The sequence below is a fragment of the Streptomyces sp. NBC_01410 genome (assembly GCF_045040195.1).
GTDB lineage: Bacteria > Actinomycetota > Actinomycetes > Streptomycetales > Streptomycetaceae > Streptomyces.
The window spans coordinates 161793-186144 of sequence record NZ_CP109530.1 but is presented as its reverse complement, the minus strand read 5'-3'; the positions used below and the strand labels follow the sequence as shown (position 1 = coordinate 186144).

Below are 24352 nucleotides of genomic sequence, written 5' to 3'. Positions count from 1 at the left end.
GATCGCGGCATCGGCCGACACTGGCGGCTGCGGCCGGATCGCCGCCCACTCCGCCTGCCGGAGGCGGCGCGGCAGGTGCTTGCTCGTGCCGCTGGTGCGGACGGGGGTCGGCAGCGCCAGAGTGCCGTCATTGACTGCGCCGGCCGCCGTCCGTTGGAATGCAGGGCGGCTGTCACGCCCGGCGGTTATCCACCCGCGGGCTGGTGCGTCTGGCCGCTGTCTCCCAGCAAGGGACGGAGGGAATACTCCAACCATCCGTGCCGGCCTCACTGGTCGTGGCATCAGTGATCCTTGACCGCCTGGATCTCCAACTCCAGCATGACGGTGTCACCGATCAGCGCGCGTCTTCCAGCCACGGGCGCATGGCCCGTCACGCCGAACTCGGATCGGCGGATCCGGGTGTAGGCCCGGAATCCGGCCCTGGTCCTGCCCGACACGTCGGTGTCCACACCGAGCAGGAACAGGTCGAGGGTTACCCGCCGGACCTGGCCCCGGATGGCCAGCGCCCCTTCGACGAGGTATCGACCGTCCTTTGTGCGGATGCGAGCAGACGTGAAGCACGCCGTCGGGTGGTTGTCACTGTCGAGGAAATGGGTGGCGCGCAGGTGCTTGTCCCGCAGGGAGTTGCGGGTGTCGACCGACGCGGTGTCGATCTCTGCCCGCACGCTGGACTGCGGAGGGTCGTCCCCGACCGTGATGGTCCCGGAGAACCGCGTGAATGCGCCGCGCAGCCGGGTCATGAGGTGGCGTACGCAGAAGCCGACCTCGGAGTGGGCAGGGTCGATCTGCCAGACGCCGGTGAGCTGGTCAAGATCGACTGGAGTTGCGAGCATGGTGCTCTCCATGGGAGCGTTGGTCAAGGAGCGTGGCAGCAACGGGTTCTCGGCGGCCTGTCGGCAGCGGCGCAGGGTGGGTCAGCACGGGGCGGTGGGGTACCGACGGCACCCGTTGGCAGCCGGGCTCGACCACTCTGACCGCACCCTGCACCGCATTGCGGTGACCAACCCGGGCAGTGTCAACCCCACCTTCACCGTCGTGTCGAGCCAGACCGCGCCGTCGGCCACCGACCTTCTCCCGCCCAGAAGCGCGAGGACACCCGCCAACCAGTTGCCGGGCTCCGTACGTGGTGTCCGACGCACGGTTCCACCCGCGCAGCGCCGACATGCGCACGCCTGTCAACGCAGCCACCCGCCATGAGCCTGCTGACGTGCCATCGCGGACCGCGGCCCTGTTACGCACCACAACAGCCCGGAAGGCTGCCGCTCTGCTCTGTCGCACAATCGGTCCGATCTGCGCGTAGCCGAGCCGCTGATGGACGTGGTGTGTAAGAAGACACTTGGGACCATCGAGTTCCCCAGATGTGCGTGGTGCTTACGGCGGTCACTAGGGAGGACTGTGTTCGGTGGCGACCATCCCGCTACTTTGCCAATGCTTTACCAAGTCGACCCACGTGGAGCCGAGTTGATTGGGTGCGCGTGCGGGTCCGCCCTGCCTGTCCGAGACCGGCGATGAGTAAGCGCGGCGGCCGGTTACGATGACCGGCTCTCCCCGGGTCTGATGGAGTCGGGTTGCTGGACAATTGACGATCCAGCAGCCTCCGGAGGCCGTGATGCCCCGTAGTTATCCGCCCGAGTTCCGCCGTAAGGACCTCGATCTCGTTGCATCCGGAAGGAAGGTCGCCGAGGTCGCCCAGCTCCTCGGCATCAGTGACAAGACGATCTATGCCTGGCGTCGCCAGCACCTGATCGATACACGGCAGTTGCCCAGCGCGACCAGTGGCGACCGCTGGGCTAGGGATACCGGCGCGCCCCAGTGCACCTGTGCGTGTCAGCACCCTGGGCCTCCTGTCGGCGGAGGACTTTTGGAACCGACCGTTGCTCAGCTTTCCGGTTCGCTGTTCTTGCGGTCTTTGACGGCAAGGTCCTGCCGGGAGAGGGCACCCAACTTCCGTAGTGCGCGGGCGACATGCTGCTCCACCGTCCGCGGGGACAGGTGCAGGGTGGCCGCGATCTCGCGGTTGCTCAGGCCAGCCCCGGCGAGTTCTGCCACCTCCTCCTCGCGGGGTGACAGCCGTTCGCCGTAGCTGGGCCTGCCCCGGGGGCGGCGCTGTTCGGCACCGAGGTGGGCGCGCAGTTCCGCCCGTACGCGAGCCACGTCCCATGTCGCGCACATGGCTTCCAGCTCATGTGCGGCAGCGGCCAGTTCCGGGACGCCCGCAGCGCTCTGCGGGCGTCCCGCCACGGCGGACCGTCCGCAGGCCTCCGCGGCGAGCGCCGCCTCGTAGGGCCGGGGAAGCGCCTGGTAGCGCGTGCGGGCACGCCGGAAGCAGCCGGCTGCTTCGGCGAAATCGCCGTCCGCTTCGGAGAGCACCGCTCGGCACCACATCAGTGCGGCGAAGGCGGCGGGCGCCTGTCTGCCCTCCATGCCTGCCGCGAACTCGTCCACCATCTCCCGTGCCGTGTCCCGCCTCCCGGCCCGGGCGGTGGCCTCCACGGCCCATGGAGCCAGCTCGGCCGCCCATACCCATACGGCTTTGGCCCGCAGTCTCGCCCATGCCTAGGCCGCCTCCCGGGCGGCGCCGGCAAGGTCCTGGCGGGCCAGCGAGAGCCTGATGCGGCCGCCCGCGGCCGCCGCGGTCAGCGGGATGGCGCCGTCCTCTGCGACCAGGCCGGGACCGCAGAGCCAGGTGTCTGCCTGGCCCCACTCGCCCTTGGCCAGGGCGAGCAGGCCGAGGACCAGCCGTGTATCGCCCGCGACGGCCGGCATCTCGGCCGTTTCCGCCACCATGGCGCGGGCCCGGGCGGCCAGGCCCGCCCAGCGGCCGGTCATCAGGTCCACTACCAGTGACGTGGCAAGGGCCTCGGCCTGCAGCTCGCGGGATCGCGCGTACTCGCCGAGCCAGACGGCGGCATTCGCGACGGGTGGCGGCATCTGGAGCAACTTCCCCGGCAAAGCGATGATCTCCGGATTCTGCATGCCTCGGGCAATGGTCTGAGCAGCGCCCCGGATCACCCACACAGACCACCACGGTCATCCGGGTCACCGCGACCCTTGCCTGGACCATCCGGTCCCCGCTCCCGGCCGCTGTCGCCTCGGCCCGCGCCAGCCAGGCGAGATTCTCTGCCAGTGATCCGCCGGGCCAGTAGGGGACCCCAAGGGATGACATCGCCCGCGCCGCCAGGACCGGATTGCTGTGCAACTCCTCAGCTGCTCGTACGAGTTCGGCACGCGCCTCGGCGCTCCGCCTGACCATGTGCATGAGGCTCCCGAGGTTGAGCCGGATCTCGCCACGGGCGGCGGTGGGCAGCGTGGGGTCGTCGACCACCCGGCGCAGTACCTCGACCGTCTGGTCGGAGCGCAGCCCCTTGAGTGCAGTGTGGGCGAGCAGAAGGGCCAGCCTGGCCCGGTCCGACGGCGCGACTCCGGGATGTGCCAGCGTGTCCTCGAGCAGCGAGATCGCCGAGGGGTGATCCCCTTCGCCGATTGCCTCACGCGCGGCGTTCTCCACGCTCTGAAGCCAGTCCGCGATCCGGCCGGACGCGAGTTGCTGGCGGGCGAGGCGCACCCACGGCACCGGACGCCGTGCCGCCAGGGCCTCGGCCGCGCGATCGTGCAGCTGCCGCCGCACCGGGCCGGGCAGCAGCTGATGCACGGCCGCGGCCTCCATCGGTACCCGAAAGCCGTACCGGCCGAGCCCCAACTCGTTCAGCAACGCTTCGGACAGCGCATCCGTCAGCGCCGCACGGCCGCCCTCCGCCGACAGGCCCGCCACGAAGGCCAGCTCGTCCTCCGTCGCGGCCTCGTCGAGCACCGCCGCCGCCCACACCACGCGCCGCGGCTCCACGTCCAGCGCCGCCATGCGGCCGACCACCAGCTCGGTGAGCCGCTCCGGCACCGCGGCCTCGTCCACGTCCCTGGCCGTCAGCCGGCACGGGCCGACGACCGCGGCTCCCACGCCCGGGAGCGGACCGCCCGCATTGCTGTGCCACAGACCGGCGCCCCGTCTTCGCCTCGGCCACCAGATCGGACACCACCTGCGCGTTTCCGCCCGAGCGCTCATGAAGCCGGGCGATGAACCCCTGCGAGCAGCGGTCCTCGCCCAGCGCCGCCATCGCCATCCGGCGGACCTCAACCTCGCCGAGCGGCCTGAGCCGTAACCGTACGAGACTCAACTCGGCCGGATACCCCACCGGCGCACCCAGCACCAGCCCAGGACGGGCCAGCTCCTCGGGCCGATAGGTCAGCACGGCCCTCAGTCCGGCCGGGGGATGGGCCAGCACGGTACGCAGCGCGCGCGTCCCGCTCGTCCGCACGGTGAACGTCCTCGGCCACGAGCAGCACCGGAGCCACTGGCATTGGCCGCGCCGGACGCGAGGGTGCTGGTTCTGGTCGGTGGAGAGGCAGGGACGGGCAAGAGCTGGTTCGTGAGGTGGCTGCTCGCGCATTCGGAGCTCGGCCGGGCGCCCCGTCTGAATGTGACGTTCACGGCGTCGGGGGCCTGTGTCGTCCGGGAGCCTGCCTACCCGAAAGGGACCGAGGCGGCGGTGTCCGAGGCCGGGCCCGTACGCCGTCCCGGCGGACGGCTGGCCGCCGGGACGGTGCCGCCGTGGCCGGGAACGCTCACGGCCTCTTCGCTGGGAGAGCTGGCGGCCTCGCTCGACACCGGTGCGCGTACCGCCGTGTCCCACTCGCTCTCACGCATCTCGGTCCCCCTGCCTTGCTTCATGCCTGCCATGACGCTGTTCCGGTCACAGCCGGTTCAACACCCGTAGCGCCGGGCCTTCTTACGTATAGATGCGCTGGGGCCTGTCTGGAGGACAGCGAACCGGCCAGACGTATAGGTGGACCCGTGGTTGCGTAGTGGCGCCCGGGACGGACGCTCCGTCCCGTGCTCAGGTACGACCACTTCCACAGCTCACGGCAACGCCACTTCGCCGAAGACTGACGGACAGGTCATTCGACCCTCATGTGCGGCGTGCGAGGGGACCAACGCGGCACCGCCGTCACCCTCGACAAGATCGCGCACACTCAGCGCCTTCGAGGCTCGGGGCAACGGGATGAAGCTCAAGGTCGGCGCAGCAAGAGGTAGCCGTCCCGGTCGATGGCTGTCCGGTAGCCGCGGGCTCGTGCAGCATCGATGTCGCGAGCTTGTTGGGCACTTGAGATGGGCCAGCCCTGTGGGGCGGCGGTATCGACGACGATCCATTCAGGGACGGGTCTGCGGCCGGGCAGGCCGAATTCAGAGACAGTGGTGCGGCTGGTGAGCTGTGGAACGAGACGGTTGGAGGCCGCGACGGTTGCTTCGTCGGGTATGTGGTCCAGGATGCGGTGGGCGGCGGCGATGCGCGGATTACTTGTCCAGGTGGTGGCCTGGCCGAGGCGTGCGAGCGGGAACAGCGGCAGCAGCAGGGCGCTGAGGGCGGCACTGATGGCCAGGTGGGCGCGGACGGCGCGTTGCCCGCCCGGTCGGGTGGTGACCGCTTCGACGAGCGCGGCGAAGACGAGCTGGAGCAGCGGGGAGCGGGCGGCCAGCAGCAGCACCACAGTGAGGCTGCATGCGGCGGGCTGCATCCCCGTGGGCGCGGTCCCGGTGACCCCGCCCGAGCCGAGGTTGTTCCAGTACGCGTACTGCCGGCCGGGGCTGAACGCCGGGATGATGACGAGGACTTCCAGCAGTGTCCCCACGATGTCAAAGGAGCGGCCAGGCCGAGCCGCACCTGGCCGCGGCGGGCCACCAGTACACCGATGACCGCGAGGGTGAGGCCGAGGTCTTCCTTGACCAGCAGCAGCGGCAGCGCATACAGGACGGCAGCGCGCAGCCTCCCTTCGCCGAGCGCGGCCAGCGAGAGAGACAGCAGCGGTACGGCGAAGCAGACCTCGTGGAAGTCGAAGCCCACGGCCTGAGCTATCCCCCAGGAGGCGCCGTAGCCGAAGGCGACTACCAGGGCGGTGGTTCGGCCGGCTGTGCGTTGCGCCCAGGAGGCCAGCGGCACCACTGCCACGGCAAACAGCGCCGCCTGGGCCATGAGCAGCAGGATCGGAGAGGGCCACAGCCGGTAGAAGGGCGCCGGGGTGGCCAGGACGGGCGAGAAGTGATCGCCGAGCAGCGGGAAGCCGGGGCCCTTGAGCTCGGAGACGGGCAAGTGGCCATGTGCGTAGGAACGCACGGCCTGCTCGAAGATGCCCAGGTCGAATCCGGTGGTCCTCATCCGCTGGTGGCCTCGCACCGATACGGCCGCGTAGAGAGTGAACAGCACGGCCCCGAAGGCCCACGGCCATACTGACTGCGGCGTTTCAAGGTGAGGGGCGGTGAAGTCTCTCCGTCTTGGGGATTGTGATGTTTCTTCGCCTTGATCGTCGCTGTCAGCGATTGGCTGTCAGGAGAGCGTGGGCGTGGCGGATGAGTGCCTGGCGTACCTCGTCTGGGGACAGCACTGTGAGCGGTGTGGCCAGGCTGAGGAGGTAGGCAGCGAGACGGTCGGTGCTGTTGCCGCCGATCTGAACCACGGTGGCTTCGGGGCCGTCAGGGCGGTGTGTGCCGATGGTGGGTGGGACTTTTTGCAGGGCGCGGTCCCAGGGGAGCGGAAGGCGGATCGTCGTGTACACGGGGTAGACGACGCTCGCGATCCCCCAGGAGACCAGTGCTGCGGCGTCGGGCGGATCGGTCAGGTCGGCTGGTTCGGTGGTGGGGCGCACGCTCACCACCCGGTCGGCGCGGAATGTGCGCCATTCCTGTTTGGTGACGTCCCGGGCGACCAGGTACCAGCGCAGGCCGGTGTGGACCAGGCGGTATGGGTCGACGGCTCGCACGGAGGTCCGGCCGACGTGGTCCCGGTAGGAGAGGGTGGTGCGCAGTGCGCTGTGGCAGGCTCGCGCCAGTTCCAGCAGCAGAAGCGTGTCGATCTGCGGTTCGCCGGAGCGGGGAGTGTGTTCGAGGGTCCCGTCCAGTGTGCTCAGCTGGTCCGCGAGGTGTGTGGGCAGGCTCTGGCGGAGCTTGAGCAGCGCGGAGAGGGCGGCCTGCCCGGTGCCGAGGACTCCGCTGAGCGCGGCTTCGCGCAGGGCGACAGCGACGGCCAGGGCCTCCTCGTCGTCCAGTACCAGCGGCGGCATCCGGGCGCCGGGGCTGAGCCGGTAGCCGCCCCAGGGGCCGGGCGCGGACTCGACTCCGTAGCCCAGGTCCCGCAGCCGGGCGATGTCCCGGCGGACTGTACGGTCGGTGACCGCCATGCGCTCGGCCAGTTCACGGCAGGTCCATTCGGGGCGCACGGACAGCAGCGACACCAAGCGCAGCAGACGGGAGGAGGTCCTGATCACAATCCCCCAGTGTCCCGTATGACCAGGACACGTCCTGTCAGGGTCATGGCCTACGGTCCCGTCCCATGAGCACTCCAGAGATCCGTCTGCTTTCCTTCGACTTCGACTGTCCTGACCCGGCTGAGCTGGCCCGCTTCTACGGCGATGCCCTGGACCTGCCCGTGCTGTACCGCAGTGACGACTTTGTCCTGCTGGGGCGGGCGGGAGCCCCTGGGCTCGGCTTCGTCCGCCAGGCGGGCTTCCAGCCTCCGGCCTGGCCTGATCCCGCCCACAGTAAGCAGGCCCACCTCGAACTGGGCGTCGACGACCTGGACGCCGCGCAGGAGAGGATGCTCGCCCTGGGTGCCGTCCTGCCTTCCTTCCAGCCGCGGCCCGATGTGTGGCGGGTGCTCCTGGACCCGGCGGGTCATCCCTTCTGCCTGTCGACGCACGGAATCTGAGCCCGTCCCGCACTGCCTTCGGCTCTCAGTGTGCTCGTGGTGGGAGGTCGAGGGAGAGTCCGGTTCCGGTGAGGAACCCGTCGAGGATGTCGGGGCGGTACTGAAGCCGTTGGAGCCGGTTGCGGACGAGCGTGACGAGTCTGTCCAGTGCGACGCTGGCGAGGTTCGCAAGGCTGCGCTTGACGTGGGCCCACAGGTACTCAACTGCGTTGAGCTCCGGGGTGTACGCGGGCAGGATAAACACCGTCAGCCATTCCCGCGCGCCAATCAAGCCGCGCATCGCATGGGACACGTGGGTGTTGAGCCGGTCCCAGACCAGGACGATCGGCGCCTTGACCAGCTGGTGGATTCCGTCGATCAGAGCGATGTAGTCGCGCTCGGACAGGCTGCGGCGCTCGCCCTTGCGCCCGGTGTGGCGCCGCAGCCTGTGACACAACCGGGTCCGCGAGCCCGGCCGCATCGCGAGCAGCCCGGCGACCGAGACCCTCCCTGAGCGGCGGCCGCTCACTTTCACGACCGGGGTGATTCCGCGCCGTCCCCACGTGCGCCCCCTCGGCGGCCTGCGAGTGAATCCCGCTTCGTCCTCGAAGCAGATCCACCCATCGCAGGCCGCCCGGGCGCTTGTACCTCCGCCCAGGTCGCCTCCCTCCACCCGGTCACGGCCTGCTCGTCGCGCTCCGCGGCCCTTCGGGCCGGGACTTGAGGGGTGAAGCCGAGCCGGCGCATCAGCCGGGTGGCCCCGGAGATGCTGTAGGACACATGGAACTTCCTGCCGATCAGCGTGGCCACCCGCGAACCGGTCCACACCTGGTCCTCCACCCAACCGTGCGCCGCCGGCCCCTGCTCCAGGAACTCGGCCAAGGGCAACCTCCGGCGGCTTGACCCCCCTCGGCGAACAACCCGGCAGCCTTCAACCGCACCGCCTCGCGGCGCTGACGGCCCTTCGCCGTCAACCCGGCCCCATCCGCATAACGCACACCAACGGCTGGGTTGATCAGTCGAACTGGGTTCTGGATCGGGTGATCGCTGGGGTGCCGGAGTATGAAGGCAGGGCCCCCTCGGCAGCTCGGTCAAGCACCGAGGAGGCCCCGTTGTGGCAGTCTTGTGTGACCGTGCCCGCCGCGTTCAACTGCCGCGTGTCGCCGTGGGATTGCCTCACGCACAGGTTCGGCAATGCCAGAAGCGGCAGTCGTTCTTCTTGGCCGCTCGACCGCTCCCCACCCCGGGCCGGGATGCCTACACGCCCGTGATCTGCCTGATCCAGGTGCGGTAGTTGGCGATGTTGGTGTAGCCGCTCCAGCCTCCGGACGGCTTCGGGCCGACCGCGCTGACGCCTGCCTGCACCCACCTGCCGGTCTGAGGGCTCCACACCATCAGCGGTCCGCCGGAGTCGCCGCCGGCCGTGGTGCCGTTGCCCGCCCCGAAGCACAGCACGGCGGGGTTGGCGGGGGTGCACCGGGTACCGATCATGTAGCCCCTAGCGTACTTGAGCTGGGTGGGCAGGGGGCCGCCCCAGTCGGCCCGCTCGGCGCCCCAGCCGTACACCTCGGCCGCCTGGTACTGGGCGATGTCGCCGGCGCTCGCCAGCGGGGAGTACGTGGTGCGGACATCCCGGTCCAGCTGCACCAGCGCGATGTCGTTGCTGGGCCAGTTGTAGTAGGGGTGCCGGATGACGTTGACGGCCTGTGCGGTGATGCCGCCCTGGGTGCGGTCCAGCGAACCGATCCGCACGAAGGGGCGGTCGCCGGGGCCGACGCAGTGGGCGGCGGTGAGCACCCAGCGCGGGGCGATGATAGTGGAGGTACAGCGGTGGGGATCGCCCCCGAGGGAGGCGATAGAGGGCTTTTGCTCAGTGACGAACCGGCCATCGACGATGCGCGTACCGACAGAGCCGGGGGCGGTGTCCTGGCCGGTGCTGCCGTGGGCGGTTGCCGGCACAACGAGCGCGCTGGTGGCCAGTGCGGTGAGCGCCGCGCTCAGCAGCGACCGCCGACGTATGACGGATCGTATACCCATAACTGTCCTGCCTTTCCGGGTAGTTGATGGTGCGGTTCGTTCTGACTGGGGACATGCAGTTGCCCCACGTGGGTCGCACGGCATCGGCCGACACGGGCGGCTGCGGCCGGATCGCAGCCCACTCCGTTTGCCCGAGGGCGGCGCGGCAGGTGCTTGCTCGCGCCGCCGGTGTCGGCACCACCAGAGCGCCGTCATCGACTGCGCGGCCGGTGACGGCATGACGCTGCCCGGCAGCTGTACCCGTGGGCGACCGCCGCCGTGATTAGGAAGCCCGCGAGAGAGGCACCTGAGGCCAGGACCGCCTGGGCGCCTCGTTCGCGCAGCTCCTCCGCCGCCTTGACAACGTCGCCGATCGCGGCCAGGGGGCGGCAGTGTGTAAGAGGACACTTGGGACCATCGAGTTCCCCAGATGTGCGTGGTGTTTAGGCGGTCACTAGGGAGGACTGTGTTAGGTGGCGACCATCCCGCTACTTTGTCTACGCTTTACCAAGTCGACCCGTGCGGCGCCGAGTTGACGGGTGCGAGTGGAGGGTCCGCCCTGCCTGTCCGAGAGGGGCGATGAGCAAGCGCGGCAGCCGATGCGTGGACGGGCCGGCTTGGCCTGGCCCGGAGGGTCTGCAGGGGGGCCGTGACTGTGACGGGCCCGCGGATGCTCGACGTCCGTCGCGGTTCGGCGCCATCTGCTCCTCGCCCGTGAACAGGCGACCCCGCAACAGCCCCGACCCAATGCCTGAACAGCCGAACCCACACACGAGGTTCGGAAAGAGAACGGTTCTAAGACAGCGTCCTGCACGGCGAGTTGGCCGTTGTGCTCGTCATGGTGAGTGGGCGGTGGGGACGTGTTGTTCCGGACGGTTTGTGAGAGCTTGCTCAGCCGTTGTTGCCGCTCCGCGGGTGCGCCGCTCCCGTAGGCGGCGGCAGCAAGGCGGAGCGAGCGGGGGCCGGTGCTGCGCGTACGACGGCGGCGCTGTTGGGCATGGCGGTCATGGTGTGGCCCCGTGGCGGGAACTTCTTGTTGTGATGAAGAGGGAGTACAGGCCACACCATCCAGTGACGTGACCAAACCGTTAGCGAGAGGCAGCCGTGCCGTAGCGCCGGGCCCCTGTTGTGCCCGGAAGATCAGGTCAACTCGCCGTCGCCCGCGGCCTCGTCGAGCGCCGCGGCCGCAACCTGCAGTGCAGTCAACGCCCGAACCTTGCGTATCCGTAATTCGGCACTCCTGCTTGTCCTGCCGGGTCGGCTGCAGTCACGGTGGGAGCGATCCGATCCTCGATGCCTGTTTCAGCGGGCACTTCCACGGAGTCCGATTTGGCCAGCACTGACCACACTCGCCGGGCGGTCACCAGCCGCCCTCGACCGATCCTTGCGAAGCCGCCTGGTCGGGCACGATGTCGGGCGTTCTGCATCACCCGGGCAACGCGCGCCACCGTGCCGGATTTACGTCGCTTCGCGGTCCATGCAGCCCGGCGGTGGGCGATTGGGAAGGACCCGTACGACATGCTGGCGCTGGTCGTCAGCGAACTGGTCACGAATGTCGTGCTCCACAGTGGCAGCCCGGACGTCGCGCTACTGATCACCTTCGACGGTGTCGACCTGAGCGTCGAAGTCACCGACAGCGGACGGTGGCTGGAGCATGACGCCGGGGCCCCCACGCTGGAGCACCGCGCCTCCTTCGGGCGAGGACTCGAACTGGTCCGGGCATACAGCAGCTGGTGCACCGTCCTCGCCACCGCGGCCGGCACCCGTGTGACGGCCGGTATCCCTGTCATGGAGCCGGACGCGAGCCGTGTTGAGGTCCGCGAGCACAGCGGTTCGGCACGCTTCGGGCAATTTCTTGGGTATGGGTGATCCGCCATCCGCGTATTGCCGATCCCGCGCCGTCCGCGGTGAGATGAGAGCGCACGGGGCTCCACACCGGAGCATCTGGCCCGCAGAGCTGCGCTGGTGATTCACGACCTGAACTCGCCGGCTGCCCGATCGCCGGCGCGGACCGGCACCCCGGACTGCCGCTCGCCCGGGTTCACGTCCGGCTCGCGGCGCGGCTGACCTGTCACCGGACGATCCGCTTCCCCAGGATGCGGACGGCAAACCGTACACGCGTGCACCTCCGGCCTGCTCGGCCCGGTGGACACCTCACGCACCCGCGTGTCTCAGGCCCCGTGCACCACACCCCGGGCGGCTTCCGTACCCGTTCTTACGTCGCCCCGTCACCGACCCCTGTTTTCATGGAATGCGGAAGGCTTGGCTGCTCCATGGTCGACCACCAGGACGAACCGCCCACTGACGCCGAACTCGTCGCCGCCGCTCTGAGGAACCCTGGATCCGACGCCGCAGTGCAGGTGTTGTACCGGAGGCATCGTAAGCCGGTCCTTTCGTACGCGTACACCTGCCGCCGTGATCCATGGAGCACCGAGGATCTCACCTCGGAGGCATTCGCCCGCGCGGTGCGAGACGCCCGATCCAGCTGCGGCCCCACGATCGCCTGGCGCCCGTATCTGCCCACTGGCGCCGAACTCGGCGCCGCCAGCTGGGCAGGCACAGCCCGCCGCACCCAGCTGTCCAGAACCGGTGCAACGGCAGCAGAACCCAGCTCTGGGAGACTGTGTCGCTCAAGGAGAAGCCGGGCAACAGCCGCCTGCGCAACGGCGCCGGCGGTGAGTGCATCGACTATCACAGCGGCATCCAGCCGTTGCACCGGAATGCCGTCAACATCGCTGTCGCCACGGGCCCGTGCCGAACCACGGGGGAAGGGCGGCTGTTCCGCATCGATCCCCTCCCGGGCACGAGCGGCGACGGCAGTTGTCTTCTGCGCGCCGAACTCCGCGCCGGCGAGCCCGGGCACGAGACGCAGCTCGGCATGCTCACCTGGTTGGGAGGGGAATGCCCATGCCCCCCTCCGGAGCGGGGCGCGCCGGTCGTGCTCACGTGCAACTGCTACGGCGCCGTACGGCTCTGCTGTCTCGTCGACGTCCTGGCACCCGCATCGGGCGCGCCCTTGTACACCTGCGTCAACTCGTCGGAGTGACGCACGGATTACAGCTGAGCGAAATCCATCGCCTCCCACGGCTGCCACCTGTCACCGGAGATGAGTGGAAGACTCCTATGCAATTACTCCTCGGCTCGCGACCGCTGCAGCAGCCGTTCTCCGACGTTGCCTTGGTGCTTGCGGTCGCAAAGGTCATCTCGTGCTGTTCGGACTTCTTTGCCGCCGCCCGCTACCCCGTCGAAGCGGATTACCCAAAACGCTCCCACTGGCATTCGAGCATCGGCCACAATGTCGCTTCCGCCTCATCGAAAGGCCTTGCTACGCATGTCCGGTGATAGTGTTGGCTCCCTGTCCGATGCCGAACTCGCGGCAGCAATCAGGGAGTTAGTATCCGAAGTTCCGGTGGAGGAGCTGTACCGGCGGCACCGTTCGGCGGTTCTGTCTTATGCGCGTACGTGTTGCCGTGATCCACACACGGCTGAGGACCTGGTCTCGGAAGCGTTCGCCCGCACGCTGCAGGCGGTGCGGTCCGGGGGCGGTCCGGAGGCCGCCTGGCGACCGTATCTGCTCACCGTTGTCCGCCGCGTCGCCGCGGAATGGGCGGGCACGGCACGGCGCACCGAGCTGTCGGCCGACTTCGAGCAGTGGCTCGGCAATCTGCCCGACAGTCCCGAGGCGGAGAGCAGCGAGGAGCGGATACTGCGTCTGGAGGACAACAGCCTCGTCATCCGCGCGTTTCGCTCGCTGCCCGAGCGCTGGCAGGCCGTCCTGTGGCACACCGCCGTCGAGGAGGAACCCGCCTCGAAGGTCGCCGGCCTGCTCGGCATGGGCGCCAGCGGGGTCGGCTCGCTGGCGTCCCGGGCCCGGGAAGGGCTGCGCGAGGCGTACCTGGCCGTGCATGTCGAAAGCGCCTTGGTGAGCGAGGATTGCCGCCGCTACAGTTCCCTGCTCGGAGCCGCGGTGCGCCGTAGTGGCCGTCGCCCGAACAAGGACCTCGACCGGCACCTCGCGCAGTGCCCGCACTGCGCTCACGCGCTGAGCGAACTGACCGACCTCAACGAGCGGCTGGGCTCCGCGCTGCCGACATGTGTGCTGTTGTGGGGCAGTTCGGCGTATGTGGCGGCCCGGATGGCCGAAGCCGGCGCGAGTGCCGCTGGTGCGGCCTTGGCACCCGGCACACTGGGCGGCGGCCTCTCCCCGAACGGTGGTACGGGGTGGTGGCCACCGGCCGCGGACTCCCCACTGCGCTCGGGCGCGTTCGCCGGTGGCGTCGTCACCGCCCTCGCGGTCGCCCTCCTCGTCCTGCCCATGCCGTTCGGTGACGGCGGCACCGAGTCCTCGCCCTCGCAGGCGGCGCCGGCCCTGACGGAGGCCGAGCATCCGCCGCCCGTGACGGTCACGGCCGCCCCCTCCCAGCAGACCCCTTCCGGCCGGGCCGGGCCGGCCGTCCACGCATCGGGTACGGCATCGGGGAAGCCGGCCAAGCCGTCTCCCACCGGGGCCGGTCTCGGGACCGTCACCTGGTCGGGCACCCTCCGCAACCGGGGAATCACCGCGAAATGTGTCGAGCCTGCCGGCACAGCAATCGTTCAGAACACGTGCGACGGCAGCAAGGACCAGGTCTGGCAGACCGTGTGGTCCAAGACCAGCAAGGACTACAGCCGGCTGCGCAACGCCGCCACCGGCGAGTGCATCGACTACGGTGCAGCGACCTACCACTCCGGGACCACCGGCAAGGACGTCATCGACGTCGGAATGTGCCCCTGCCGCACCGAGGGCGAAGGACAGCTGTTCCGCTTCGACCTGTGGTGGGTCGAGAACGACGGCAGCTACCTGGTGCGCGCCGACCGAACGGACGGCAAGCCCTGGGACGAGATGGTGCTCGGCATGCTGGACTGGTCGGAAGGCGGCGACCCGCCGCCCGAGACGAACGCCCCCCTCGTGCTCACCTACAACTACTACAACTCCACACGGCTCCGCTATTTCGTCGAGGGCAGGTGACAGGGCAGGCCGGGCCGGACCCCGTACGAGCCGGTCACTCAACGGCACTTGGGCCCCACTCGGCAAAGACTCGGCAAAGCAGCGGGATGGACGCTGTCGAACACCCTCTTCTCCTGTGACCAGCCAAACACGCATCTCGAGGGGGACTCAGTGGCCCGAAGCGTCCTCGCGCACCACGTCCACCAGCGCTTCAGCGACGCGCCCTGCGTTCGGCGGGTGCGGAGACCACTGTCCGTTGCGACCAGACCGACGCCGCGTCGGTCACCGCAAGGCCGGTTCCCGAAGCGGGTTCAGCACGTTGGGTTTATGCGGTCATGAGGTCCGCCATCGGCGGCCTCACGGCGTAAATCACGGCCGGTGCCGCAGCCAGATCCCCGCGTCGGCGCTACCGAATTCAACCAAAGCGAGTATCACCACAATTCCTTGCCGGCTGGGGAGCAGTGTCTCAGCCGGCAGGGAGGGTGGTGCCGTGACGGAGTTCACCCATGGCACCACCGGACTTGAGTGGAAGGCTCCTCAATGCAATTGCTCTTGGGCTCGCGACCGTCGCAGCAACCTCTCTCCGACGCTGCTGTAATGATTGCGTTGCGCAAAGGCCGGATCGAATTCTTTCGGCATCTCTACCGCCGCCACTACGCCGCAGTGCAGGCATACGCCTCCCAATGCGTGAGAGGTCCGCTGCATGTGCAGGAGGTGACGTCAGATGTCTTTGCGCACCTGTTCCAACAGATGGTCTCCGGGGAATCGCTCATCGAGCGTCGTCATCCGGGATGCCTGCGACCCCAGTTACTGGGAAAGGTCCGCACCACCGCGATCAATCGCTGGCACCGGGAGCGCGACACGCTGTCGCCGGACTTCCAGGCCTGGGTCGCGGCAGGATCACGGTGGCCCTGGGGCGAAGACGGCCAGCTGGCTCTCGCGTACGAGCGCCTCCCGGCCACCACCCAGTGCCTGCTGTGGCACTCGGTGGTGGAACGGGATGATCCCGTGTTCACGGCACGCATCACGGGCCTGGATCACCATGCTGTTCCCGCCGCGTGCGACCAGGCCATGACCGCGCTGCGCCAGGCCCGTGCGGACCTGTACCTCGAGCGGCTGGAACGTCCGGACTGCAGGGATGTGATCGAGCGGCTGACCCGGCGGCCTGAGGCGGACCCGGCTGAAGGATGGGGCCATCTCCGCGCGTGTCCGGCCTGTGCGGCTGTCTACAAAGACCTGTCCCAGCTCGACGAGCAGCTCGAAGCGCAACTGCCGGTACGGCTGTTGGGATGGTGGACGGGAGCGCGATACCTGCGTGCGAAGGCCGCCATTCCCATACCACTGGGCGATCCGCCGTTCCTGGCAAGGCTGCTGGAGCGAGGCCCGGCCGATGCCCCCGCAGAGCCCTCGCGTGTACACCGGGCCACGGCGGCCACCCGGGGGAGCCGGGGAAGAAACAGGGCAGCGTCCCTGCAGTTTCCTCCTCGCTCCCGGGCCGCTTTCGCGGTGGCGGGCTTCCTGGTCGGCGTCGGCGCGGGCGTGCTCCTGCTGACCGCTTGTGACCCGCAGCTCGGAGCGCACAGACAACCGCCGCTTGCCTCCGGACCTTCACCTGCCCCGAACGACCCGCCGTCACAGCAGGCAACACCTCCTCCTGCGCTCTCGGCCCGATTCCCCGTCCAGGCCAATGCGTACACATCGCAGCAGGGGACAAGCGCCAGCCCCGACCCCGGTGCCCGTGAGCTCGGAAGCTCTTCTGTCCTGCGTTACGACCGGGTCGATTTCTCCACCGTCCGAGACACCCTCGCCGTGGCGAGGCTCGCGGGGCCGTCGGGCGGCGGTGCCCGGATAGAGCTCAGGCTCGATTCCCCTGCCCGACCACCGCTGGCACAGATCATTCCAAGTGCCGACGGTTCCGTGAATGACATCTCGGTGCCCATCACCCCCGTCGTCGGCGTGCACCGTGTCTACGTCACCGCGCACTGCCCGACGACCACCGATCGATGCGTCGAACTCTTTGCGTTCGGTGCCGCACCGTCGCTGTCTGGGGCTCTGCTCGTCCTTCACCGTCCATAGGGGGCGTCATGCTCATCATCCGCGGCCAGCACCGAGCAGCCACGACTTCCTTGTTGCGTGCGAAGAGGCCGACCTGGTGGAAGCCGAAGGGACTGGTCCTTCTCGGGCTCACGTCGGTGTCGGCTGCGCTGCTGCCACTCACCACCCCGGTGGGGGAACCGCGAACGCCGGTGCGGTGAGTGTGCCGCGTGCCGCTCCGGCAGTGGGCGCCGCGGCAGTTCCTCATCACCACGCGGCGCCGGCGGCGGCGATGGGGCCCGCCGCCGACGATTGCGGACCTCGTCAGTATCGACGGTGCGCGAAAGGTCATCCGTTTCGCAAAGCCTGATTCGCCTCGCCGCGCAAACCGAACGAGACGGCGCACGTTGTTGTTGCGTCCCTTCCTTCAGGCGCTTAAGCGCTGATTCGAGTCGCGCCAGGGACGAGTCGAGTTCCCAGCGGAATGCTGGTCGAGAGAACCTCGACCGGCATTTCTGCGTTGCCCGGGGCGGGACGTGCGCACATGCGGAGGCGACGCTCCGTCAGAATCCAGAAAAATTCCCGGAGTTCCGTTGAGTGGGTCTGGATCCGCATCCGTACTATCAGGTGACGGTTGCCAATGATTCGGCCCAATGAGGTCGTCATTCGAGGCAACCGGAAAGTGGGGTCTGATGGCCCCTGAGATCCAGCATGGAAAGGAAGAATAAGTCATGGGATTTGATCTCTTCGCGCTCGGCCGGCAGGGTGCCGGGCGCGGCCAGCAGGGTGCCGGGCGTGGCAGGCAGGCCGCTGGGCGCTGCCGGCGTGGCGCTGGTCAGGGCGTGCGGGGCAACGGCCGCGGCCAGGCCCGCGGGGCAAATGGAGGCCGCAGGCGCGCCTGCGGGTAACCGTTCTGCGGATACGAGAGATTCCAGTCGGCTCCGGCAGTCGGCCCTGCGGATGACAACGCCGGAGTTCTCTCGGTCCGCCTGACAGGGACTCGGGGATTGATACCGTCAGCCCCTCTTGCGGACATCAACTCCGATCACCGCAACGAAAGGGCCGCGGCCGCAGCATGAATTGTTGCGGCCGCGGTCTGCCGGGGAATGGCTCGGCTTCGGCAATCGCAGCACTCCAACCCAACACCGGTTATATGCGTCAGATGAGCAAATCAGTCATGCCCACAGTCGCCATCACACGCGGACAGCGAGTCCGTCACGCGAGAACATCGCCTGTTGCCAGCTTCAAGGAATTCTGGCCATTGGCCCGGAAGAACAGACCCGCCATGGCGGCGACCTTATTGTTGCTCATGCTCTCCGCGGGTTTCCAGACAGCCTCCATCTGGCTGGTTTCCTACCTCACCGACAATGTGCTTGCCGGTGGCAGGGTCTCTGCGTTCTGGCTGCCCGCCGCGACATGGCTCGCCTTGGCGGTTCTCGGTGGACTGGCGGGATTTGCGGGCGGATACCTCGCCGACTGGGTTAGTGAGCACTTCCTGCTTCAGTTGCGTGACCACACCTTTCAGCACCTGCAGAAGCTGCCCCCGGACTATTTCGGAAAGCGTGGGATCGGCGACCTGGTGGCGCGGCTGACAGGCGACATCGAGGCCGTGGAGTCCCTGGTCACCTCCGCTCCGGTAGCAGCAGTGACCGCCATGTTCGAGATCGTGTTCTTCACCGTCGCTGCCTTCTGGATCAGCTGGCCGCTCGCCCTGGCGACCGTCGCTGCCGCTCCAGTGTTCTGGCTGGTCGCTCGTGCCTTCTCCCAGCGCATGCGGACTGTGACCCGGCAGGAGCGAGACAGCAACGGACAGCTCGCCTCCCTGCTGGAAGAGAACCTGACCAACATGCCCGTTGTGCAGGCATACAACCGGCAGGAAGCAGAGCGCGCACGGGTGCACCGCGAAGGGCGGACATGGATGCGTGCGAATCTACGCCAGGCGCTCCTGGACGGTGCCTACCGGCCCCTCAGCGGGTTTGTCGAAACCCTCTGCGTCCTGCTCATCATGGGCATCGGAGCCTGGCAGATCTCTGCTGGTCAGCTCACCATCGGCGGCCTCCTTGCCTTTTCGGCATACGTCGGACATCTGTATCCCCAGTTGGAGCAGGTCAGCGCACTTTTGATCCAGATGTCGTCGGCGACGGCTGCAGCGGAACGCGTCTTTGAGGTGCTTGCAGCTCGGCCCGTTGACCCGCCCACGGACGGTCTTGTCACTGTCGATGACGGTCCTGCTGGACGCATTTGCCTTGACAAGCCGCACCTGAGCAAGGCCCGTCCGCGGCGACGCACGGCCGTTGGGTCCACTCGGGGCTCCGGCAAGCGCCCGACTGCACCGCACACGCCAAGCCTCGACCGGCCGGCCCCGTCCGAAGTCCTCGCATCGGTTCGTGGCTCGATCGCCTTCGAAGGTGTCAACTTCTTCTATCCCGGTGCAGCCCGACCATCGCTCTGGGAAGCCTCGCTCACCGCTGCACCCGGTCAGCTCGTTGTGATCACGGGACCGAGCGGGGCCGGCAAGTCCACGATCGGCAAGCTCCTTCTACGCTTCTACGCTCCCTCGGCCGGCCGCATTCTTCTCGACGGTCTGGACATTGCCCCGATGACGGCGGCATCACTTCGCCAAAACGTCTGTCTCCTGCCGCAGGAAAGCATGCTCTTCGAGGGGACGATCCGTCAGAACATCGCCTACGGTCGTCCTGACGCCGACGAAGAGCAGATCACCGCAGCCGCCAAGGCCGCCGACGCGCACGATTTCATCAGCGCCTTACCTGACGGGTACGCCACCTCGGTCGGCCGGCAGGGCCAGTTCCTCTCCGGAGGGGAACGTCGCCGACTGGCCATCGCACGTGCCATGATCCGTGACGCACGGGTCCTCGTCCTTGATGAACCCACTACGGGCCTGGACGACGAATCCGCGGAGCGGATCACGGAACCCCTTCGCCGCCTGACCACCGAGCGCACCACGTTCCTCATCACTCACGACCTGCGACTGGCCTCTTACGCCGACACCATCATCGAGGTGGATGCAGGAACGTTGACGACGATCACTCCCTGACGCACGCTACGGAGCCCGCCGCCGCGCTGCCGACAGCCGCGGATGATCTTGTAGTTCTTCATGCGGTCGAAGGCATGCTCGACGCGGGCACGGACCCGGCCATGTTCCGCGTCGTCCCTCTCCTCACCCGCCATCAGGGATGCCCCTCGGTCGGGAAGGCGGTCGGCGTTGCTCGTTCCGGGCAGGGGATATCGGGCTGTTCGCCGTCCGGTGGCGCCTGTTCGAGCCTGGCGCACGCCCGGGCCGCGGCTGGATGAGCGACCTGCGGACCTGCCCGTCACCTCGGCGCGGCCGCGGGTCAACTCAATGACACACGGGCCGATTTGGCAAAGCATGGGCAAAGCGGCGGGATGGTCGGGCCCGGACAGAGTCCTCTCTGGTGACCGGCCGACGGTCTTCCGCGCTCGTGACGACGCGCGTGAGGCCCTTTTCTTCCTTGCTCTCGGGGGCGATGTCATGGTGCGTGCGTCACGGTTGTTCCGGCTGTCCCGGTTCAGAAGCAGAGGTCTCGTTCTCCTGGCCCTGACGGCAGTCATGACAGCGCTGCTGCCGCTGGTCACTACTACCGCCGACGGCGGGACTCCCGCCGCGCGCCCGCACCCGACCGCCACGGGGCAGGCGGCGCCGCATTCTGCGCCGCATCACGGGGCGGCGCCCGCGGCGGCGATGGAGCCTGCCGCTCCCGTACTGCCGCGTGCGGGCTGGACGGCCATGGCAAGTGACGAGGAGACCGCGGCCGAGGACGGCCGTGCCCAACTGGTCCTGGACGGGAATGCCGACACTTTCTGGCACAGCAAGTGGTCGGGCACCCCTGTGCCGCTGCCGCACAGCATCACCATCGACATGCACCGCACAGCGGTCGTCTCGGGCTTCGTCTACCAGCCGCGCCCCAGCAACATCGCCAACGGCCGGATCGGTGAATTCGCCATTCACCTCAGCGCCGACGGCACCAGTTGGGGGGCGGCCGTGGCGAGCGGGACCCTGGCCGACGACGCGACCACCAAAACCCTGAGCTTCGCCGCCAGGGGCGCCCGCTTCGTACGGCTGACCGCCACGTCCGAGGCCGGCGGGCGCGGTCCGTGGTCCTCGTCCGGGGAGATCAACCTGCTCGGCGACCCCGGTTCGCCCGCTTCCGTCGTCGACCTGCCGCGTGCGGGCTGGACGGCCATGGCAAGTGACGAGGAGACCGCGGCCGAGGACGGCCGTGCCCAACTGGTCCTGGACGGGAATGCCGACACTTTCTGGCACAGCAAGTGGTCGGGCACCCCTGCGCCGCTGCCGCACAGCATCACCATCGACATGCACCGCACAGCGGTCGTCTCGGGCTTCGTCTACCAGCCGCGCCCCAGCAACATCGCCAACGGCCGGATCGGTGCCTACTCGGTCACGACCAGCACCGACGGCACCACCTTCGGCGCGCCCGTGGCCACCGGCACCTGGAAGGACGACGACTGGGTCAAGGGCGCCACGTTCACCCGTCCCGTCACCGCCCGCTACGTCCGCCTCACCGCCACCACCGAGGCCGGCGGGCGCGGTCCGTGGTCCTCGGCCGCCGAATTGCGCCTGAGCGGCCCGGCCGACCCCGAGGCCCACGGAGCGTGGGGACGGCTGACCGGCTTCCCCCTGGTGCCGGTGGCCACCGCGGTACTGCCCAACAACAAGCTCCTGGCCTGGTCCGCTTACGCCATCGACCGCTTCGGCGGCAGCAACGGCTACACCCAGACCGCGATCATGGACCTGGCCACCGGCAGGATCACCCAGCGCCGCGTCGACAACACGGGCCACGACATGTTCTGTCCCGGCATCGCCCTCCTCGCCGACGGCCGGGTACTGGTCACCGGCGGCAGCAACGCCGCGCGTGCCAGCATCTACAGTCCCGCCACCGACGAGTGGATTTCAACAGCCGACATGAACATCGCACGCGGCTACCAGGCCATGACACTGCTCTCCAACGGTGACGCGTTCGTCCTCGGCGGCTCCTGGAGCGGCGGCACAGGCGGCAAGGACGGCGAGGTGTGGTCGGCCGCCAGCGGGACCTGGCGCAGGCTGCCCGGTGTGCCGGCTACCGGCACGATGACCGCGGACCCGCAAGGCCCCTACCGGGCCGACAACCACCAATGGCTGCACGCCACCTCCAATGGACGGGTCCTGCACGTCGGTCCCAGCAAGCAGCTCAACTGGATATCCACCGCAGGAGACGGCAGCATCACCCCGGCAGGCACGCGCGCGGACAGCGCCGACGCGATGAACGGCAACGCCGTCGCCTACGACATCGGCAAACTGCTCACCCTGGGCGGCGCCACCGCCTACGAGAACGCCCCCGCCACCAAGCGCGCCTACACCGTCGACCTGAACGGCGGCGCACAACCCGTCAGCGCCCGCACCGGCGACATGGCCCATGCACGGGCCTTCAGCAACAGCGTCGTCATGCCGGACGGAAAGGTTGCGGTCTTCGGCGGACAGTCCAACCCCGTGCCCTTCAGCGACGCCGGCCCCGTCCTCACCCCCGAGATCTGGAACCCCGCGACCGGCACCTTCACCGCGATGGCCTCGATGGCAGTACCGCGCAACTACCACAGCGTCGCCAACCTCCTCCCCGACGGGCGCATCTTCACCGGCGGCGGCGGTCTGTGCGGCGACTGCGCAACGAACCACCCCGACGGAGCGATCTTCACCCCGCCCTACCTCCTCAACCCCGACGGCACCGAAAAAACCCGGCCCCGCCTCACCGGCAACACTCCCGCCAAGGTGGCTCACGGGGCGAAGCTGCCGGTGACCACCGACACGGCCATCGCTTCGTTCGCTCTGGTACGAACCGGAGCCGCAACCCACTCGACCGACAACGACCAACGACGAATACCCCTGACCTACGAGACGACAGGCACCAACAGCTACGCACTCAACATCCCCTCCGACCCCGGCATCGCACTGCCCGGCACCTACATGCTCTTCGCGCTCGACACACGAGGCGTCCCCAGCAAAGCCGCACTCCTCACCATCGGCTGACGCGTGAGCGCATTCGCACTCTGATCAACCCGACGCAGACGGTCCCCGGAATCACTTGAGTTCTAGTGGTCCTTGCAACACTCCAGCTCAGGGGATGCTTTGGACTTCCAGATCCGGGACCGCCCGATCAACCAGGGACGCCGTGCACTGATCGACGAACGGCGGATCCACCTTCAGCTCGTGGGTGTCCCACAACCGCTGGTTCGCCGCCTCGCTTTGCGGACGTGGGCGGACGAACGGGGATGACCGGTACTGCACCGAGTGTCCCCGCAGCTGGGCTTCGAGTGGGAACACGCGCGACGCGCCCGCGGCGCCTTGCACTCGCGCTGCCGAATGGCTCCTTGCGACACCGCGGGAAGGCCGGACAGCGTCCGGCGGTGTGACGAACTTAGGCACATCGCATAGGAGTTGACTATTCGAGGGATCGAATCAGGGGTACCTGCTTAACTGCGGGCTCCGGGCAGTAGTGAGTCGGCCCTGCTGCCCGGCCGACGCGTCACCCGGGTGGGGAGCGACCAGCGCAGGCTTCAACGCGTGCTGGGGAACCTGGTCTCCAACGCCCACAAGCATGGCCGTCCGCCGGTGGTGGTCCTGACCGTCGACGGCCAGGTCATCACCGTGCGGGACCACGGGGACGGCTACCCCGGGCATGTCCTCGACCATGGCCCCCAGCGGTTCAGGAACCAGTCCGCAAGCGGCAGGAGGACCGGTCACGGTCTCGGGCTGACCATCGCTGTGGGGCAAGCCTGTGTCCTCGGTGCCACGCTCCGGTTCTCGAACGGCCTGACGGCGGAGCCGTCGCCGAACTCGTACTCTCCCCGCCGAGCCCGGAACAGCGGCTCCAACAGCCAACGGACCCAGGCAACTCCCGCCCGAAGGTGTAGGAGAACGCTCACGGCTTCGCGCACCGCCAGAACCGCTTGAACAGCGCTCGCCGATGGAGTCGGCGGCGTGTGCGGGGAGCGGCTCGCCGGGCCATGGGGAGAAACGAAGTGTTGGTCCGCGCGCCTTGGCAGGTGCGTGGGGTGCTGTTGATGGCGTGGCAGTGGCGGACATTGTTCGTTCCTGCCGAGTCGGTTCACCGCGCCACCTGGGACCGGAGTCGGCACAGAGGCGGTGCGTTGGAGCGGGAACAGCCGGATGGGTGCCGCGTGGCCCGTGGGTACAGGGGAGGTGTGTTCGGGCCGCTGCTGACATGAGGGGATGGGTCCCGGCACCTCAGGTGCCGGGACCCGTGTCACCCGTCATGTCACTGGGGGCAGGGCGCGTTGCAACCCAGCGTGTACGACCCCGATCCTGAGAGGGAGCGGACCTGGTAGGTGTGGCGGCCGCTGGATCCGTGGTGGGTGAGCGTACCGCGCGACCAGCTGGTCGCGACGGTCTGTTAGGTGGTTTCCGTTGCAATGCGGCAGCGCGAGGCTGACGTTGCTGCCGCTGGGGCCGCAGAGGCCGGCGCGGTGTGTGCCAGCGGCGATGAAGCAACCGCCGTCGCGCTGGTAGGCGGAGCCGTTGGTCAGGCTG

16 protein-coding genes and 4 pseudogenes are annotated in these 24352 nt (G+C 68.6%); 10 read left to right on the top strand and 10 right to left on the bottom strand.

Annotated elements, in window-relative coordinates; translation table 11 throughout:
• Nucleotides 1-281 precede the first annotated feature (281 nt).
• Complete coding sequence (locus tag OG741_RS00775) at nucleotides 282-833, bottom strand: YceI family protein (RefSeq protein ID WP_405594037.1); 552 nt, start codon at nucleotides 831-833, stop codon at nucleotides 282-284.
• 776 nt (nucleotides 834-1609) lie between these two features.
• Here OG741_RS00775 and OG741_RS00770 point away from each other — a divergent pair.
• Nucleotides 1610-1738, top strand: a pseudogene (locus OG741_RS00770) (transposase); the annotation flags it as partial.
• A gap of 140 nt (nucleotides 1739-1878) precedes the next feature.
• Here OG741_RS00770 and OG741_RS00765 read toward each other — a convergent pair.
• The 6 genes and pseudogenes from OG741_RS00765 to OG741_RS00740 all read right to left on the bottom strand — a co-directional run bounded on the left by OG741_RS00765 (nucleotide 1879) and on the right by OG741_RS00740 (nucleotide 7314).
• Nucleotides 1879-2493, bottom strand: a complete 615-nt coding sequence (locus OG741_RS00765; protein WP_405594035.1) for a LuxR C-terminal-related transcriptional regulator — start codon at nucleotides 2491-2493, stop codon at nucleotides 1879-1881.
• 63 nt (nucleotides 2494-2556) lie between these two features.
• On the bottom strand, nucleotides 2557-2976 hold the full coding sequence (locus OG741_RS00760; protein ID WP_405594033.1) for a hypothetical protein: 420 nt from the start codon (nucleotides 2974-2976) through the stop codon (nucleotides 2557-2559).
• 1543 nt (nucleotides 2977-4519) lie between these two features.
• Nucleotides 4520-4702, bottom strand: coding sequence for a hypothetical protein (locus OG741_RS00755; RefSeq protein WP_405594031.1), 183 nt, complete (start codon nucleotides 4700-4702; stop codon nucleotides 4520-4522).
• A 362-nt stretch (nucleotides 4703-5064) separates the two neighbouring features.
• Entirely contained in the window at nucleotides 5065-5685 is a 621-nt protein-coding gene (locus tag OG741_RS00750) for a DUF2079 domain-containing protein (protein WP_405594029.1), read from the bottom strand.
• A gap of 53 nt (nucleotides 5686-5738) precedes the next feature.
• Nucleotides 5739-6209 (bottom strand): annotated as a pseudogene (locus OG741_RS00745) (DUF2079 domain-containing protein); the annotation flags it as partial.
• A gap of 154 nt (nucleotides 6210-6363) precedes the next feature.
• A complete protein-coding gene (locus OG741_RS00740) occupies nucleotides 6364-7314 on the bottom strand; it encodes a helix-turn-helix transcriptional regulator (protein ID WP_405594027.1) in 951 nt (316 codons plus the stop codon).
• A gap of 65 nt (nucleotides 7315-7379) precedes the next feature.
• Between OG741_RS00740 and OG741_RS00735 the strand changes: the two genes are divergently transcribed.
• Nucleotides 7380-7754: a VOC family protein gene (locus OG741_RS00735; RefSeq protein WP_405594025.1), complete on the top strand. Its 375-nt coding sequence runs from the start codon at nucleotides 7380-7382 to the stop codon at nucleotides 7752-7754.
• Nucleotides 7755-7779: 25 nt separating this feature from the next.
• On the opposite strand, the gene OG741_RS00730 is transcribed toward OG741_RS00735, so the two are convergent.
• The 3 genes from OG741_RS00730 to OG741_RS00720 form a co-directional block, all read right to left on the bottom strand.
• Complete coding sequence (locus OG741_RS00730) at nucleotides 7780-8349, bottom strand: transposase (RefSeq protein ID WP_405605327.1); 570 nt, start codon at nucleotides 8347-8349, stop codon at nucleotides 7780-7782.
• On the bottom strand, nucleotides 8265-8513 hold the full coding sequence (locus OG741_RS00725) for a winged helix-turn-helix domain-containing protein (protein ID WP_405605324.1): 249 nt from the start codon (nucleotides 8511-8513) through the stop codon (nucleotides 8265-8267). The genes OG741_RS00730 and OG741_RS00725 overlap by 85 nt, the downstream gene beginning before the upstream one ends.
• Before the next feature lie 477 nt (nucleotides 8514-8990).
• The gene (locus tag OG741_RS00720) at nucleotides 8991-9770 is read right to left on the bottom strand and encodes a S1 family peptidase (RefSeq protein ID WP_405594023.1); all 780 of its coding nucleotides are present in this window, start codon (nucleotides 9768-9770) and stop codon (nucleotides 8991-8993) included.
• Nucleotides 9771-11042: 1272 nt separating this feature from the next.
• Between OG741_RS00720 and OG741_RS00715 the strand changes: the two genes are divergently transcribed.
• The 8 genes and pseudogenes from OG741_RS00715 to OG741_RS00680 form a co-directional block, all read left to right on the top strand.
• Entirely contained in the window at nucleotides 11043-11618 is a 576-nt protein-coding gene (locus tag OG741_RS00715; RefSeq protein WP_405594021.1) for an ATP-binding protein, read from the top strand.
• A 227-nt stretch (nucleotides 11619-11845) separates the two neighbouring features.
• Nucleotides 11846-12217: pseudogene (locus tag OG741_RS00710) on the top strand (RNA polymerase sigma factor); the annotation flags it as partial.
• 155 nt (nucleotides 12218-12372) lie between these two features.
• On the top strand, nucleotides 12373-12795 hold the full coding sequence (locus OG741_RS00705) for a hypothetical protein (RefSeq protein ID WP_405605996.1): 423 nt from the start codon (nucleotides 12373-12375) through the stop codon (nucleotides 12793-12795).
• A gap of 285 nt (nucleotides 12796-13080) precedes the next feature.
• A complete protein-coding gene (locus tag OG741_RS00700; protein ID WP_405594019.1) occupies nucleotides 13081-14757 on the top strand; it encodes a sigma-70 family RNA polymerase sigma factor in 1677 nt (558 codons plus the stop codon).
• A 519-nt stretch (nucleotides 14758-15276) separates the two neighbouring features.
• Complete coding sequence (locus tag OG741_RS00695) at nucleotides 15277-16812, top strand: carbohydrate-binding protein (RefSeq protein WP_405594017.1); 1536 nt, start codon at nucleotides 15277-15279, stop codon at nucleotides 16810-16812.
• A 1243-nt stretch (nucleotides 16813-18055) separates the two neighbouring features.
• On the top strand, nucleotides 18056-19825 hold the full coding sequence (locus OG741_RS00690) for an ABC transporter ATP-binding protein (protein ID WP_405594015.1): 1770 nt from the start codon (nucleotides 18056-18058) through the stop codon (nucleotides 19823-19825).
• Between the two features lie 534 nt (nucleotides 19826-20359).
• On the top strand, nucleotides 20360-22831 hold the full coding sequence (locus tag OG741_RS00685) for a discoidin domain-containing protein (RefSeq protein WP_405594013.1): 2472 nt from the start codon (nucleotides 20360-20362) through the stop codon (nucleotides 22829-22831).
• 492 nt (nucleotides 22832-23323) lie between these two features.
• Nucleotides 23324-23715: pseudogene (locus OG741_RS00680) on the top strand (sensor histidine kinase); the annotation flags it as partial.
• Nucleotides 23716-24352 lie beyond the last annotated feature (637 nt).

Coding starts and splice junctions, on each gene's coding strand:
- OG741_RS00775 (WP_405594037.1), bottom strand. CDS start 833: ATGCTCGCAACTCCAGTCGATCTTGACCAGCTCACCGGCGTCTGGCAG.
- OG741_RS00760 (WP_405594033.1), bottom strand. CDS start 2,976: ATGCAGAATCCGGAGATCATCGCTTTGCCGGGGAAGTTGCTCCAGATG.
- OG741_RS00755 (WP_405594031.1), bottom strand. CDS start 4,702: ATGCGTGAGAGCGAGTGGGACACGGCGGTACGCGCACCGGTGTCGAGC.
- OG741_RS00735 (WP_405594025.1), top strand. CDS start 7,380: ATGAGCACTCCAGAGATCCGTCTGCTTTCCTTCGACTTCGACTGTCCT.
- OG741_RS00720 (WP_405594023.1), bottom strand. CDS start 9,770: ATGGGTATACGATCCGTCATACGTCGGCGGTCGCTGCTGAGCGCGGCG.
- OG741_RS00715 (WP_405594021.1), top strand. CDS start 11,043: ATGCCTGTTTCAGCGGGCACTTCCACGGAGTCCGATTTGGCCAGCACT.
- OG741_RS00700 (WP_405594019.1), top strand. CDS start 13,081: ATGTCCGGTGATAGTGTTGGCTCCCTGTCCGATGCCGAACTCGCGGCA.
- OG741_RS00695 (WP_405594017.1), top strand. CDS start 15,277: ATGCAATTGCTCTTGGGCTCGCGACCGTCGCAGCAACCTCTCTCCGAC.
- OG741_RS00690 (WP_405594015.1), top strand. CDS start 18,056: ATGGCGGCGACCTTATTGTTGCTCATGCTCTCCGCGGGTTTCCAGACA.
- OG741_RS00685 (WP_405594013.1), top strand. CDS start 20,360: ATGACAGCGCTGCTGCCGCTGGTCACTACTACCGCCGACGGCGGGACT.